The following is a 13,763-nucleotide window of genomic DNA, read 5'->3' as shown; positions in this document are numbered from 1 at the left end:
GGAGCGAGGAATGAACGACGAAGAGATGCGCCTGCACCAGACAAACTTGCACACGGCGGACTGGAAGCGCTGGGGGCCTTATCTTGCGGAAAGGGCATGGGGAACCGTGCGGGAGGATTATAGCCCCGATGGAAGCGCATGGGAGTACTTTCCACACGACCACGCCCGCTCAAAGGCCTACCGGTGGAACGAGGATGGGCTTTTGGGTATCTGCGATCGTGGTCAGTATCTTTGCTTCGCCCTAGCTCTTTGGAATCACAAGGACCCTATCCTCAAAGAGCGGCTTTTTGGCCTTACCGGCAATCAAGGCAACCATGGAGAGGATGTGAAGGAGTACTACTTTTTTCTAGATAACACACCCACCCACTCCTACATGAAAGCTCTATATAAATATCCGCAAGCCGCTTATCCTTATCAACAGCTTATTGATGAAAACGCACGCAAAACAAAAGAAGACCCTGAATACGAGCTTTTTGACACAGGCATCTTCAATGAGAACCGCTATTTCGATGTATTCGTTGAGTACGCTAAAGAAGCTCCTGAGGACATCTTGATTCGAATAACCGTGGTGAATCGAGGGCCGGAAGCGGCTCCTCTCACCTTATTACCCACTCTCTGGTTTCGCAATACATGGATTTGGGGTGAACACACACCTGTGCCCAATTTAACCGCTGCACAGCCGGAAAACCCTGCTGGAAAAGCTGAGGCGATCAAAGCGATTAGGGCGGAGCACCCCATTATTGGAGAGATGTGGCTTTTATGCCAGAGCATTTCGAGCGGACCTGAGCTACTTTTTACCAATAATGAAACCAACTATCAGCGCCTCTATGGGCCTAGCGTCAACAATTCGTCCCCCTACGTGAAGGATGGTATCAACGATTATATTGTGCAGGGCCGGTCTGAGGCTGTCAATCCGGAAAAGACGGGCACAAAAGCGGCTGCCTGTTACCGCCTCACGATAGGAGCGGGTGAAACATGCGAGGTGCGTTTGAGGCTTACCCGTTGGTCCACGATATCTGAGCCACTTGGAGTCTCTTTCGAGCGGATTTTCAGAACACGTAAACAGGAGGCAGACGATTTCTATGCGGCCTACGTGCCCGACGGCGCTTCCGAAGATCTGCAAAACATCCAGCGCCAAGCTTTTGCCGGCATGTTGTGGAGCAAGCAGTTCTACCACTACAACGTGGCTACCTGGCTAGATGGGGACCCCGGCTTTCCGCCACCACCGCCGCAGCGCAAGAGCGGACGTAATCATGATTGGAGGCACCTCGATAATTTCGATGTGTTCTCTATGCCCGACACTTGGGAGTATCCCTGGTATGCTGCCTGGGACCTCGCCTTTCACTGTATCGTCTTTGCGCTGATTGACCCCGCTTTCGCCAAGCGACAGCTGATCCTTCTTTGTCGCGAATGGGCGATGCACCCCAACGGACAGTTACCTGCCTATGAGTGGAACTTTAACGACGTAAATCCCCCCGTGCACGCATGGGCTGCCCTGAGAGTCTATCGCATCGAACACCGGCTGACAGGAAAGGCCGATCTCCATTTCCTTGAGCGTATCTTTCACAAGCTTTTATTGAACTTTACCTGGTGGGTCAATCGCAAAGACCCTGAAGGCCGGAACGTCTTCCAGGGTGGTTTTTTAGGAATGGACAACATCGGGGTGTTTGACCGCAACGCTCCCTTGCCAAGCGGAGAGACACTCGAGCAGTCAGATGGAACGGCCTGGATGGGCTTCTTCTGCCTCTCTATGTTTGCCATTGCCGTGGAGCTGGCTCGGGACGACCCTGCCTATGAGGATATGGCCATCAAATTTTTCGAGCATTTCCTCTTTATCGCCGGCGCCATCAACAATATCGGCGATTCGGGAATATCGCTTTGGGATGAGCAAGACCACTTTTTCTATGACGTGCTCCGCATGCCCGACGGCACGGCCATTCCTTTGCGAGCTCGCTCTCTCGTGGGGCTCATTCCGATCCTCGCCGTGGAGACAATTGAGGATGAGGATCTGAAGCGAATGTCTGAGTTTCGTGAGAGGGCCGAATGGTTTTTGGAGAAGCACCCTGAGCTAGCTAGCCTTGTATGTCATCTCCATGTCAAGGGAGATCAAGATAGACGACTGCTAGCGCTTGTGCGCCCAGAGCGGTTGGTAGAGGTGCTGCGCCGAATGCTGGACCCCAACGAGTTCTTGAGCGATTATGGTATCCGGAGCGTGAGCAAGTATCATGAGCAGCACCCGTATGTGCTCAATCTCAATCAGGAGATACGGTCGGTAGACTATGAGCCGGCGGAATCACGAACAACCTTGTTTGGAGGCAACTCCAACTGGCGCGGGCCTATTTGGTTCCCCATCAACTACCTCATTATCGAAGCCTTGCAACGTTTTGACTACTATTTCCGCGACTCGTTCAAGGTCGAATGCCCCACAGGCAGTGGCAACCAGATGACTCTATGGGAGGTAGCTACGGAGCTTTCTCATCGCCTGGTGCACATCTTCCTAAGGGACGGGAACGGGCGACGCGCCGTGTTTGGCGACAACGAAACTTTTCAGACCGACCCGAATTGGAAAGACTACATTCCCTTCCATGAATATTTTCATGGGGATACAGGTAAAGGGCTTGGTGCCAGCCACCAGACAGGGTGGACAGGCCTTATTGCCAAGCTAATTGAGCAAAGTGGAGCCTAGCGATGCGCATTTTCTTGTGTTTCATGCTTATTGCCTTGCTTAGCATAGGTTATGAGGGAAGGGCTTTGTCGCAGACCACGAACGATATCGTCTACGCTAGCGGGAAGCCTTGTACTTTGTCTCAGATGTTACAGCAGTTGGTTACAGCAGATATTGTGTTCGTCGGTGAAGAGCACGATGACCCTCAAGCCCATCTATTAGAGTTACAAATACTCGAGGATCTCTATAAAGCGCATCCACAGCTTGCCCTCTCTTTAGAGATGTTCGAGCGCGACGTGCAGTTACCGCTCGATGAGTATCTGCAGGGGTTTATCACGGAGCCGCAGTTTCTGGCGTGCAGTCGCCCCTGGCCAAACTATAAAACGGACTATCGGCCATTGGTAGAGTTTTGTAAGACACATGGTCTACCGGTGCTTGCCGCCAATGCGCCCCGTAGGTACGTGAATTTAGTGAGTCGAGAGGGTATGCAGGCACTGGAAAGGCTTCCAAAAGCCTCGAAGGTCTTCTTACCTCCCTTACCCTACTCCATGCAGCTACCGGAGGGCTACTCCAAGGCGCTGGATACTGTTTTAGGGCCGGCGCATGAAGGGCAGAATATGGCCGATCCCGCCATGCCTACCTTGCAGCATATGAAGGAGGCACAGGCGCTTTGGGACGCGACGATGGCGGACTCGTTGGTCCGCTTTCACGATCGGCATCCCAGGATCCATCTTCTGCAGATCAACGGACGAATGCATAGCGATTATGGGTGGGGCATTGTAGATCGTGTTAAACAGCTGCGTCCTCGGCTGAAGATCGTAGTGATCTCGATACAGAAAATGCGAACGCACGACGTCCCAGAGGCGTCTGCGCTACAGGCGGGCGATTTCGTAATTCTTACCTATCCGAAGGAGGGAACGGCGAACACCGATGCCGCACCCTAAGGCCAAACCCAATCGGCTGAAAAAGCTGTGGGGCGGTTGTGTCTTAAGCATCGGAGGGCTATGGCTCATCGGGGGGCTTTTTGGTGTTTTTGAGGGGCAGTTAGTGGCCTGGCTGTTCGTTCTGTGCGGTTTTGTGCTCTTACGGTTGGGCTATCAGCTTTTTCGAGACATGCCCTCTCCGCCTAAAGAGCCATAGAGGAGGAGTATAAAAGACGCGATGCATTCCCTGCAATCACCGCCTTATGTTCTTTATAACCTCACGCTAGCGACTATACCCGTTGTTTTAGGCTTTCTATTAGCCGGTTGGTTTAAACAGCGGCGTGTGATGCGGCGTGGCCTGGCGGCTTTTTTTTGGGTTCTTATTTTTGTTCCTCTGTGCCTCTTATGGCTAGTGTTTCTGCCCAATACCTGTTATTTGCTTACCGAATGGAGGCACTTCTTCACAGATAGCCCTCTGGTGCAATTGCGAGATACCGCGATAACGCCGCGGCAGCAGTTGCAGGTAGCAAAGCTCGGGTTCTTCTTCCTTCTCTACAGCGGCTATGGTATCCTCTGTTATGCTTTGGCGATTCGGCCGGTTGCGTGCGTTCTGCGTCAGGCACGCCTGCAGCCCGGCTTCTTTGCTGTGCCCTTTTTTCTTCTGATCTCCTTGGGCGTCTATTTGGGGCTCGTCGTGCGACTTAACTCTTGGGAGGTGGCGTTGCATCCAAAGGCGGTTTGGTTCAGCATCGTTCACGTGTTTCAGACCCCTGCGCTTCTCAAGGTGATACTCGTTTTTGCGATTCTGCTTTGGATACTTTATGAGATTGTGGATGCCTGGTTCGATGGGGTGCTCATGCGGTTTCGGCGGCGTTCCTCTGGCAGCGATTCCTACAAGCTTGGCAAGGGATGAGAAAGAGGACAGTATCTGCCCCAAATTGAGGTAAAACATACTGCCACGAGTTCTCCTTAGAAAGGAATTTTGCATACCTATCATGGCTGCGCAGACCTTAGACCAGATCGTATCGTTGTGTAAACGACGAGGTTTCATTTTCCCCGGAAGCGAGATATATGGAGGACTACAAGGAACTTTCGACTACGGTCCCTTAGGGGTAGAGTTAAAAAATAATCTTAAGCGTCTCTGGTGGCAGCACAATGTGTACGACCGAGACGATATGGAGGGCCTAGATTCGGCTATTCTTATGAATAGGTGGGTCTGGTACTACTCCGGTCATGAAGATACCTTTGTAGACCCTCTTGTGGACTGCAAGCTCTGTAAAGGCCGCTTTCGCGCCGACAAGTTGCAGGAGGCTAGCTGTTTAAAGCACCCGAAACTTCATCCCGGTGAATGCGAGGGCGAGCTTACCGAGCCACGGCCGTTTAATATGATGTTTAAAACGCAGGTAGGGCCGGTGCCGGACCCAGAGTCTTTCGCCTATTTGCGCCCTGAAACCGCACAAGGTATTTTCATTAACTTCAAAAATGTACTTGACTCCACCGGCCGCAAACTGCCTTTTGGTGTTGCACAGATCGGCAAAGCATTCCGCAATGAGGTAACCCCGCGTAACTTCGTGTTCCGCACCCGTGAATTCGAGCAGATGGAGATAGAGTACTTCTGCCGTCCTGGGGAAGATGAGGCTATTCATGAGGCCTTCATTAAAGACCATTTGGAGTGGTGGATTAAGGTGTGCGGCCTTAGCCCAGATCGCCTCTCACTCTATGAGGTGCCTCCTCATGAGCTTGCCCACTACTCAAAGCGGACGGTGGATATTATGTATCGCTATCCCATCGGAACCGAAGAGCTTGAGGGAATCGCCAATCGCACCGATTTCGATCTCGGCTCGCACACCCGCGACCAAGATAAGCTTCAGATCACCGCAAAGGTTAAGAAAAACGAGCACTCCACGGAGCGTCTCACCTACTTTGACCAGGCAAGCAATCGGCATATCGTGCCCTATGTTATCGAACCTTCAGCGGGAGTAGATCGTGGGGTTTTGGCCATTTTATGTGAGGCCTACGACGAGGAGCGCCTGGATAACGGAGAAACGCGTGTGGTGCTGCGACTTAAACCGGCCTTAGCCCCAATAAAGGTGGCCGTGCTTCCTTTAAAGAAGAACGAACCGCAGATCGTAGAGACTGCCAAGCGTATTAAGCGAATGTTGCAAGAGGCGGGCGAGTTTCGTACGGTCTACGACGATACAGCAGGCATTGGGAAGCTCTATCGCCGACAGGATGAGATCGGCACACCGTTTTGCGTGACGGTGGATTTCGACACAATAGGACGGGCGGAGGATAATGGCCTAAAAGATACGGTGACGGTGCGCGATCGAGATACTATGAAGCAAGAGCGCGTTCCAATTAAAGAGTTGTACAACTATATTCGAGAGCGCATTATGCCGAAGAAAGGTTAACAAGGTTCGACATGCGTGCAACTTTTCTAGCAAGCCTTACACTCCTACTAACCACGAACTTTATGCTGCTAAACTCCATGGCGGCTAGAGCGCAGACATTGGTTCATGTAAAGCGCTCCGATGGCCGTATCCTTGCGCTTATGGTTTATGAGCCGAGCGATACAAAGGATCCAGCCGTGGCCATTATCTCGCCTGGCGCCGGGGGCACAGAGCGCGGGTATAGCTACCTAGGAGAGGCTCTTAGTAAAGATGGGTGGTTGGCTGTTGTTGTGGAGCATCCGGAAAGTGGCCCTCAAGCCTTAGCGAAAGCGGTTCGTGCGAAGGGCTTGCGCGATGGACTAGCTGAGATAGTGAACAATCCTCAAAACTACACAGCTCGGTTTGAGGATATCGCGGCAGCTCTTCAGTGGGTACAGAAGAAGGTCCACCCTTCCTTCAAGGCCCTCATCGGCCACTCTATGGGAGCCATTACGGTTCAGTTGGAGGCAGGAGCCCAAAATAAGTTTCATTTACATCCTCAGGGAGGGTTCGATGCCTATGTCGCGCTCTCTCCCCATGGACCGGGGGTGATCTTTCCTGCGAGATCGTCTGAAACCATTAGGTCACCGATTTTGATGATCACGGGAACCCAAGATGAAGGGTTAGAAGGAGACTATCACTGGCGCATGAAGGCTTTTGAGGGTCTCCCAAGCGCGGGGAACTGGCTGGCTGTTATCAAAGGAAGTAATCACATGAACTTTGCTGGCTATGGTTTAGGGGCGGTCAAAACCGAATCGGTCGTAGTTACCCTGGTAACTGCGTTCTTAGACGCATTGAAAGCGCACCACCAACCTCTTCCGCCAAGGCTTACCGGAGTTCAGCTGATAACCAACTAGGCTTACGCCTTTCCTGGAGAACTGAGCGCACCTTAGAGCGGGCTGAGAAGCTTGGGAGTGAAAGCGCTTGAGCTGTTCAATGAGGTTTTCTACGCACCACGCTTAAGGGTCGCTAAAATCGTTCCACCCGATCTGCTTGTCGATCGCGTCGAGACTAGTTCCGGCCGGTGCGTCCTGTTCTTTTGCACCTTGGGGAGGCGCGAAGGCGAGCCAGAGATAGCCCTCATCGGTGCTGTTGGAGAAGAAAATGTTAGTCACTGTTGCACTCATAGATGCTTCGACACCATGGGCATTAAAATTGTCTATTCGCAGGTTCTTTTCGTAGCGGGTGAGCAGCGTCTGGCCCGAGGGCTCGGTAGTGAGATAAAACTTCCACTCCATTGTCACATGTCCCGTCCGCTTCGATTGAGTAAGCGTGAGAGTGATATAAAAATCCACTACGCTCTGTTTAGGTGTGCTTGAAACAACTTTTAACGATTCAATACCGGACACATCGGATGAAGCAAATGATGATAGAAATCTATAAGGCGCCGAGAACAGACCTTTGTCTATTTCTATGAGATCGCTGAGATCGCTGACAGCAGAGCCCGCTAAGAGGTCGAGGAGTGGGGAATCGGCCGTATCAACGAGTTGCGGCAAGGCCGTCCGCTGTTTTTGATCGGCTGTGAGCGGCATTTTTACGTAGTGGTCGGAGTGATTGTAGGATAGAGCGTAGAGCGATTCGCCATCTACAAAGAACAGAATGTGATCGGCCGGATAGTTCTTATCTGCAGGAAGTTCGCGTAGGCAGTAGAGGTAATCGGGTGCACGGAAAAGATAGGTGTTCATGCCGACACTTGTTTGGGATTTGCCTTTGTTAGGCTCATTGGTTGCGAACGTTTTCTCCTGTAGGCAACAGGCGGTGCAATGCGAGTAGGTATCTTGCAGTTTTTGGAGGAGAAGGAGAGCTTGTGGGTCGATGTCTTTTGTGAGCTTGATATCAGCAGCAGACGCGCAAGGCGCGAAGCTAACGGCTATAAAGCTTAAAAGGCCGATAAGCTGCACGACATAAGAGGGCTTCATTTGGAGTCTCCGTTGAATGGATATACATGCGCCCCTAATAACATAAAGCAGAACGCATCTTAGCCACAAAAAACGCCTTATGGGGAAGATCGTGACAACTTGTGTAAAACAAAGATGATGCTGGAACAGGAGAAACGGAGTATTCCACCGAAATCTAATCACCACAACAAAAAATCGGTGAGGTGCAGGAAAAATGAGAAGGAGGGGCGTTGCTGATCTGAAGGCAGGTGTGGCCGAGAGAGATATTACGCCGCCAATAGGGTTGCCGATGTGGGGCTACGCAGCGAGAAAAGAACCTGCACAGGGGGTGCTCGATCCGCTCTATGCGCGCGTGCTGGTGCTGGAGTCTGGCTTAAGGCGGCTCGCTTTGATATCGCTTGACCTAGGAAGAACGTTTGGAGCGACCTCCCTGGCGCAATTAAGAGGAGCGTTGAGGACGCGTTGCGGAATTAACTATCTTATTGTCGCGGCGACCCATACTCATTCCGGACCGGTGATTCAGGAAGAGTACACAGGCGGCACGCCTCCATGGGAACAGACAGCTTTAGAGCAGATAGTGCAGGCGACAGACACGGCAGTCAAAGGGCTGCAACCGGTGCGACTTGGAATAGGCTATGGGCGCGCCTTTATCGGTCATAACCGACTTAGGATAGAGCCAGATGGTACGGTTATTTGGTTCTCTAGCAACCCACAACGGATTCCGACCGCTCCTGTAGATCCCACCGTTACGGTTCTTCGGTTGGATACCTATGATGGTGAACCACTGGCAATTCTGGCACACCATGCCTGTCATCCCGTCGTTTTGGATGCGGTGAACCTCAACTATTCCGCCGATTTTCCTGGGGTCACCGTGCGGATGGTTCGCGAAGCGTTTGACAACAAGCCGATCTGCTTCTTCCTTCAGGGAGCCACGGGGGACATCAACCCCTACTATGCGCACCTTCCACCGTTGGAGAACGAGATAAAGCTACGGGACTGGACAGGTTTACGGTTGGGAGAAGAGGTGATACGGGTGGCAAGCGGCGTTCGAACCGAGATTTGGGAGGATACCACTATCGGCTGCACAGAGGAGGTCCTGCGCTTTCGACCTCGATATCGGCCTTCAGCGTGGCGAGCGGCTATTAAGAGCTTTGGTGAGGAGTTCGCTCGCTGGTTTAATCCTCGCATGGAGCAGGAGAGCCGAGTACCTCTTACCACCGTGCTCATTGGAAAGCGATTAGCGCTGATGACCATCCCCGGCGAGCCCTTTGTCGCTTTCCAACAAAGTTGGCGGGAGTGCTGCCCCGTCCGGGATAGCCTGTTGTTAGGTTATGCCAACGGCTATTTCGGCTATTTCCCAACGATTCGTGCGGCGGCGTACGGAGGGTACGGGGCCAGCGGCCCTACAGCGTGGATAGAGGTGGGCGCTGGTGAGAGGCTGGTAAATCAGGCGACGGTAAGGGTCTACGAGATGTTGGGACAGCTGCAGCGAAGGCCTTGAAAATGTAAGACGTAACTCTCAAAAATTGCAAACATCGTTCACTCTGTGTTCGAAACGGAGGATGGCGCAGCGTTCGTTGGTAACGGCAAATAGTAGAGTCTATGGTTGTAAACAAAACTAACGGCCTTCCCTCCAGGGACGGTGCGGAGGTCAAGAGGGTCGGTTGGAAAAACCAAAAATCGAGCGGGTTTCGGAGGGGTATTAACCACCAGCTCGCCCAGCTTTTGGAGCTGTCCGCTATGTTGCGGATAGAGCCAAAGCGTGAAGAGCGTTTTTTGAGGGTTGGGAAGTTTGGGAAAAATACGCTTTAGCCATCTCAAGAACATCGGCGCAGGTAGAGGCTGCTGCGTAAGGTAGACGCGCGAATCGGAGGCGGTTGAAGCGTAACCGATGAGAGTGGTGCCTGGCGGTATGGGAGGGGCAGGAGGGGTAAGCGTGACGGAGAAAGAGATGTGCAGATCAGGCAACAGACTTCCAAAGCCGTACTGATGGCGCGTGTTGAAGAGAACATGTAGATTGGAAGGCAGCAGAGGGCTACTTGCCTGATAGAGAGCGAGTTGGGCACGGCTGGTGAGCACCTCTATGGTGCTTCGTCCTAGGGCCGCGAGGAGTGATGGATTCGCCTGCAACGCGTTAGTTGGAACAGGAGTGGTTAGATGATGTGTGAGGTCGTATGTTCGGATTGGGAGAACACCGCCGGTGTAGACGGGGGCTGTTTGGCGATAGAACACCACCTGGTCGGCCGAGAGCCAGGCGTATATCTCACCGCTTTCCGGGTGGATGGAGGTCAGCTCATGGGCTCGTGTAAGCAGGGTATTAGGATTTTGAAACGAGTGAACAAGAAGGGGAAGAAGGAGTGCGCCAGCCAAGCAAGCAAGTAGAGCGAAGATCACAAGCATCGCGCTGCGGCCTATACGCTTCTGCGAGTAGGTTGTTAGAACGGATGTTCTCACTGTATTTGCCTCCATGCTGGTTCGATAAGAGATCGCTTTAAGCTGCTCATTTGGTACCGGTCTTCTGCGTGGGTAGAGTCTGTAAGTAGAGATGGCCTATATATAATAGAAGCTGACGGCGTTTTTGCCAGGCACCTTGTAGAACATGCGCGGCCAGTCGTCGTAAGAAGGGCTCGTGGCAGGGAAAATTGATGGCGATAGTGAGGACGTGTGCACGACGAGGCTGCCTAACAAGACAGAACCCTTGGCTGCGAGGGCGTAGGTGGCGTCGGTAGGTGTGTAGTTAACAGAAGTAAGGATGAGTTGACGTGCCGTCGTTCCTATTTGAATGCTATTTTTACAGACCACAAGCTCGTTGGGCGAAGCCCAGTAATACTTCTCGCCGGGGTGCATGGCGATCAGCTTACGAGAACGGGTAAGGAGGGTGTTTTGTTGTAGGGATAGGCGCCACATACTAAAGAGAATCAGGGGCAGCAGGCCGAGGAGGAGGATAGTGCAGGCAAGAAGGATCGCATAGCGCCGCCGCTGCAGTGGCGTTATGGAAGAGAGCCTCTCTATAGGTCTCTTTGCAGTTATCGGCCATGACACGCTAGAAGGTTTGAAGACCATTTTCGCTTTCTCCTTTCCTGGGAGCGGGTCTAGGATGAGAACGCCTCTCTGGTGTTTCATCCTTATGGACGGGTATCCGCTTGCGAAAGCAAGTTCCTTCATTTGCGCCAGTCGTAGCTTTTGCCCACACCTAGGTTAGACGGGTAAGAGCGCAACACGGCGTCAAAATTTCACGGTAGGGAACTTTTGGAAGAGAAGCTCTGTTGGGGTATTCTTGACAAAAACGTGATGGAGTGGTATATTACGCCGTACTCTATGGGAATAACTTGGGGGAGCCGTTTTACGTCGCACCCAGCCTCGGTGTTGGGTGAGGTTCGAAACGGAGGTTGCAGACATCAACAAAGACCTGCGTATTAACGAGCAGATTCTGCGCGGGCCTCGGGAAACACGTGTGCGCGATGTACGCGTGATAGACGAAAACGGCCAGGCGCTCGGAATCATGAATGTGCGAGATGCGCTCGCACTAGCCCAGGAAAAGGGCTTGGATTTGATAGAGGTGGCGCCTATGGCGCAGCCTCCTGTCTGTAGAATCGGCGACTACGGTCGCATTAAGTATGAGCAGACAAAGCGTGAACGGGAGCAACAGAGGAAGCAGCGGCAGCAGGGCGAGGTAAAAGACGTTCGTATTGACCCTCGTTCGGGGATGATCAGCGACCACGATCTGCAGATCAAGGTCAAAAACATCGCTCGTTTTCTGCAAGAGGGCAATAAGGTGAAGGTCACCTTCCGCTTTATTGGGCGTGGCATCACGCGACCTGAGCTCGGCAAGCAGACGATGGAGCGAATCGTCCAGCAACTCGCCGACTGTGCGCAAGTGGAGCGACCTCCGGTTTTAGAGGGCAAACAGCTCATCATGGTCTTAAGCCCTAAAACAGGTGCTTGACAACAGAATCGAACCAACCTAAAACGCATAGATGGCGGTTTTGACGCGAACCGCCTTATATTGGGGACTATGAAGACGAAACTTAAGAGCAGAAAAACCGCTGTTAAGCGGTTTACTAAGACGGCTAGCGGCAAGTTGCTGCATGGTAAAACCGGTTTAAACCACCTTATGCGCAAGAAAGATGGCAGCCGACGTCGGGCGCTTCTTGCCGGCGATGAGCTTTACAAAGGGGATAGGAAGCGCATTAAGCGCTTGCTGGGCACGGCGCTTTAATTGGGCGAGCGGCTGCCCTATCCAGCTAAAACGAGAAGGAAGGAGTAAGCTTTATGCCGCGCGTGAAACGTGGCACCATCACTCATAAACGCCATAAAAAGATCATCGAGGCCGCCAAAGGGTATTGGGGCGCAAAACATCGCCTTTTCCGACCCGCCAACGAGCAGGTTCTCAAATCGGGCAACTACGCCTATCGAGATAGGCGTGCTCGCAAACGCGATTTTCGTCGCCTCTGGATCACGCGTATCAGCGCCGCCTGTCGAGCAGAAGGGCTGCAATACTGCCGTTTTATTCAGGGGCTTCGATATCTCGGCATCGCCCTCGACCGGAAAGTGTTGGCCGATATGGCCGTTCATGACCCAAAGGCGTTTTCACAGCTCGTCGCTCAGGCGACGAGCGCTCTTAACGCTGCAGGAGATGCCGCCTAATCGGGTATCCTTTTTACCAACGCGTTAAAGCGCCTCGCTCGCTCCTGCCTTTTCGCAAAAAGCGCTACAGGAGGCGAGGCGTTTTTCTTGGGAGGTTCATCTCGTGAGCGATCCAATTAGCCAGTTCTTGGAGGAGATTATCCAGTTGTTATTGAAGGAGGCTCAGGCGGCCGTTGAGGCCGCGCAGAACTTAGCCGAGCTTGAACAAGTCGAAAAGCGCTACCTAGGCCGAAATAAGGGGCTGAACAGTTTACGACGCTTGATAGGGACGTTACCTAAAGAGCAGCGACCTCTTGTTGGTGCCCGCCTCAACGAAGCTGTCGAGACCCTCACGGCCCTGGTTCAGGCGCGCCACTCCCGCCTGATCAAGCTTATGTTGTCAGAGTCCGATCCAATGCGTGAGCTGCGGATCCGCAACCAGCTCTGGCTGGAATCGGCTGCGCATCTAAGACGCGAACTCTCCAAAACCAAAACCCTCGATGTGACTCTCCCAGGTCGTGCTTTGCCGTTTGGACGTCTGCATCCGCTGACCCAAACGGCCGAGCTAATTCGTGAGACGCTGATCGGCATGGGCTACGAGTTTGTCGAAGGGCCGGAGCTTGAGGACTATCAGTATAACTTTGCCGTGCTCAACTATCCGGAAGACCACCCGGCCATGGATGAGCAGAACTCGTTCTTCATTACGGAAACCAAGCTGCTGCGCACGCAGACCACGGCCATTCAGGGACGTGTCATGGAGAGACGGTCTCCTCCTTTCCGCATCGCCACCATTGGCCGTTGCTTCCGCTATGAGGCTGTGGACGCAACACATCACCACACGTTTCATCAGGTGGATGTGTTCATGGTGGACGAGGGAATCAGCATGGCCGACCTAAAGGGCACTCTCGGCACCTTTGCCCGAGCGATGTTCGGGCCCAATACCCAAGTGCGCTTTCGCCCCGATTTCTTTCCGTTTGTTGAGCCTGGGGTAGACTATGCGATCTCATGGCGAATGCCTGATGGCAATGTACGCTGGCTCGAAATAGGGGGAGCCGGCATGATCCATCCTAACATTCTCCGTCGTTATGGTATAGATACCGAGCGCTATACAGGGTTCGCCTTTGGGTTGGGTGTTGAGCGGATCCACATGCTGCGAACCGGTGTGGATGATCTGCGGCTCTATTTGGAAAACGATCTGCGATTTTTGCAACAGTTTTAATCG

Annotated in this window: 14 protein-coding genes; 11 read left to right on the top strand and 3 right to left on the bottom strand. The window is 52.8% G+C overall.

Annotated features, from left to right (window positions below):
- Positions 1–10 precede the first annotated feature (10 nt).
- The 6 genes from CCALI_RS04445 to CCALI_RS04420 all read left to right on the top strand — a co-directional run bounded on the left by CCALI_RS04445 (position 11) and on the right by CCALI_RS04420 (position 6,874).
- Complete coding sequence (locus CCALI_RS04445) at positions 11–2,686, top strand: MGH1-like glycoside hydrolase domain-containing protein (RefSeq protein ID WP_044949814.1); 2,676 nt, start codon at positions 11–13, stop codon at positions 2,684–2,686.
- A gap of 2 nt (positions 2,687–2,688) precedes the next feature.
- Entirely contained in the window at positions 2,689–3,609 is a 921-nt protein-coding gene (locus CCALI_RS04440; RefSeq protein ID WP_016482279.1) for a ChaN family lipoprotein, read from the top strand.
- Positions 3,596–3,805 (top strand): hypothetical protein, encoded by a 210-nt coding sequence (locus tag CCALI_RS04435; RefSeq protein WP_016482278.1) that lies wholly within the window; start codon positions 3,596–3,598, stop codon positions 3,803–3,805. Before CCALI_RS04440 ends, CCALI_RS04435 begins: the two co-directional genes overlap by 14 nt.
- A gap of 21 nt (positions 3,806–3,826) precedes the next feature.
- The gene (locus CCALI_RS04430) at positions 3,827–4,501 is read left to right on the top strand and encodes a DUF1361 domain-containing protein (protein WP_016482277.1); all 675 of its coding nucleotides are present in this window, start codon (positions 3,827–3,829) and stop codon (positions 4,499–4,501) included.
- 82 nt (positions 4,502–4,583) lie between these two features.
- Complete coding sequence (locus tag CCALI_RS04425) at positions 4,584–5,999, top strand: glycine--tRNA ligase (RefSeq protein WP_016482276.1); 1,416 nt, start codon at positions 4,584–4,586, stop codon at positions 5,997–5,999.
- Between the two features lie 11 nt (positions 6,000–6,010).
- Positions 6,011–6,874, top strand: coding sequence for an alpha/beta hydrolase family protein (locus CCALI_RS04420; protein WP_016482275.1), 864 nt, complete (start codon positions 6,011–6,013; stop codon positions 6,872–6,874).
- A gap of 102 nt (positions 6,875–6,976) precedes the next feature.
- On the opposite strand, the gene CCALI_RS04415 is transcribed toward CCALI_RS04420, so the two are convergent.
- Positions 6,977–7,936: a hypothetical protein gene (locus CCALI_RS04415; RefSeq protein ID WP_016482274.1), complete on the bottom strand. Its 960-nt coding sequence runs from the start codon at positions 7,934–7,936 to the stop codon at positions 6,977–6,979.
- A gap of 193 nt (positions 7,937–8,129) precedes the next feature.
- On the opposite strand from CCALI_RS04415, the gene CCALI_RS04410 reads away from it, so the two are divergent.
- A complete protein-coding gene (locus tag CCALI_RS04410) occupies positions 8,130–9,416 on the top strand; it encodes a neutral/alkaline non-lysosomal ceramidase N-terminal domain-containing protein (protein ID WP_016482273.1) in 1,287 nt (428 codons plus the stop codon).
- A gap of 38 nt (positions 9,417–9,454) precedes the next feature.
- On the opposite strand, the gene CCALI_RS04405 is transcribed toward CCALI_RS04410, so the two are convergent.
- Complete coding sequence (locus CCALI_RS04405) at positions 9,455–10,369, bottom strand: hypothetical protein (protein WP_044948871.1); 915 nt, start codon at positions 10,367–10,369, stop codon at positions 9,455–9,457.
- 96 nt (positions 10,370–10,465) lie between these two features.
- Positions 10,466–10,978: a hypothetical protein gene (locus CCALI_RS04400; protein ID WP_016482271.1), complete on the bottom strand. Its 513-nt coding sequence runs from the start codon at positions 10,976–10,978 to the stop codon at positions 10,466–10,468.
- A gap of 307 nt (positions 10,979–11,285) precedes the next feature.
- Here CCALI_RS04400 and infC point away from each other — a divergent pair, with 307 nt between their 5' ends.
- The 4 genes from infC (at position 11,286) to pheS (ending at position 13,760) form a co-directional block, all read left to right on the top strand.
- The gene (gene infC / locus CCALI_RS04395) at positions 11,286–11,861 is read left to right on the top strand and encodes a translation initiation factor IF-3 (protein WP_016482270.1); all 576 of its coding nucleotides are present in this window, start codon (positions 11,286–11,288) and stop codon (positions 11,859–11,861) included.
- A 69-nt stretch (positions 11,862–11,930) separates the two neighbouring features.
- Positions 11,931–12,134 (top strand): 50S ribosomal protein L35, encoded by a 204-nt coding sequence (gene rpmI, locus CCALI_RS04390; protein ID WP_016482269.1) that lies wholly within the window; start codon positions 11,931–11,933, stop codon positions 12,132–12,134.
- A 53-nt stretch (positions 12,135–12,187) separates the two neighbouring features.
- The gene (rplT, locus tag CCALI_RS04385) at positions 12,188–12,562 is read left to right on the top strand and encodes a 50S ribosomal protein L20 (RefSeq protein WP_016482268.1); all 375 of its coding nucleotides are present in this window, start codon (positions 12,188–12,190) and stop codon (positions 12,560–12,562) included.
- 103 nt (positions 12,563–12,665) lie between these two features.
- Positions 12,666–13,760 carry a phenylalanine--tRNA ligase subunit alpha gene (gene pheS / locus CCALI_RS04380; protein ID WP_016482267.1) on the top strand — a complete coding sequence of 365 codons (1,095 nt, stop codon included), beginning with the start codon at positions 12,666–12,668 and terminating at the stop codon, positions 13,758–13,760.
- Positions 13,761–13,763: the final 3 nt, after the last annotated feature.

The organism is Chthonomonas calidirosea T49, from assembly GCF_000427095.1.
In the GTDB taxonomy this organism is placed as follows: Bacteria; Armatimonadota; Chthonomonadetes; order Chthonomonadales; family Chthonomonadaceae; genus Chthonomonas; species Chthonomonas calidirosea.
Note: the sequence above shows the minus strand (reverse complement) of the source record. Positions and strands in the feature narration are given on the sequence as shown.

Coding starts and splice junctions, on each gene's coding strand:
- CCALI_RS04435 (WP_016482278.1), top strand. CDS start 3,596: ATGCCGCACCCTAAGGCCAAACCCAATCGGCTGAAAAAGCTGTGGGGC.
- CCALI_RS04425 (WP_016482276.1), top strand. CDS start 4,584: ATGGCTGCGCAGACCTTAGACCAGATCGTATCGTTGTGTAAACGACGA.
- CCALI_RS04440 (WP_016482279.1), top strand. CDS start 2,689: ATGCGCATTTTCTTGTGTTTCATGCTTATTGCCTTGCTTAGCATAGGT.
- CCALI_RS04445 (WP_044949814.1), top strand. CDS start 11: ATGAACGACGAAGAGATGCGCCTGCACCAGACAAACTTGCACACGGCG.
- CCALI_RS04430 (WP_016482277.1), top strand. CDS start 3,827: ATGCATTCCCTGCAATCACCGCCTTATGTTCTTTATAACCTCACGCTA.
- CCALI_RS04400 (WP_016482271.1), bottom strand. CDS start 10,978: ATGGTCTTCAAACCTTCTAGCGTGTCATGGCCGATAACTGCAAAGAGA.
- rpmI (WP_016482269.1), top strand. CDS start 11,931: ATGAAGACGAAACTTAAGAGCAGAAAAACCGCTGTTAAGCGGTTTACT.
- CCALI_RS04420 (WP_016482275.1), top strand. CDS start 6,011: ATGCGTGCAACTTTTCTAGCAAGCCTTACACTCCTACTAACCACGAAC.
- CCALI_RS04410 (WP_016482273.1), top strand. CDS start 8,130: ATGAGAAGGAGGGGCGTTGCTGATCTGAAGGCAGGTGTGGCCGAGAGA.
- rplT (WP_016482268.1), top strand. CDS start 12,188: ATGCCGCGCGTGAAACGTGGCACCATCACTCATAAACGCCATAAAAAG.
- CCALI_RS04415 (WP_016482274.1), bottom strand. CDS start 7,936: ATGAAGCCCTCTTATGTCGTGCAGCTTATCGGCCTTTTAAGCTTTATA.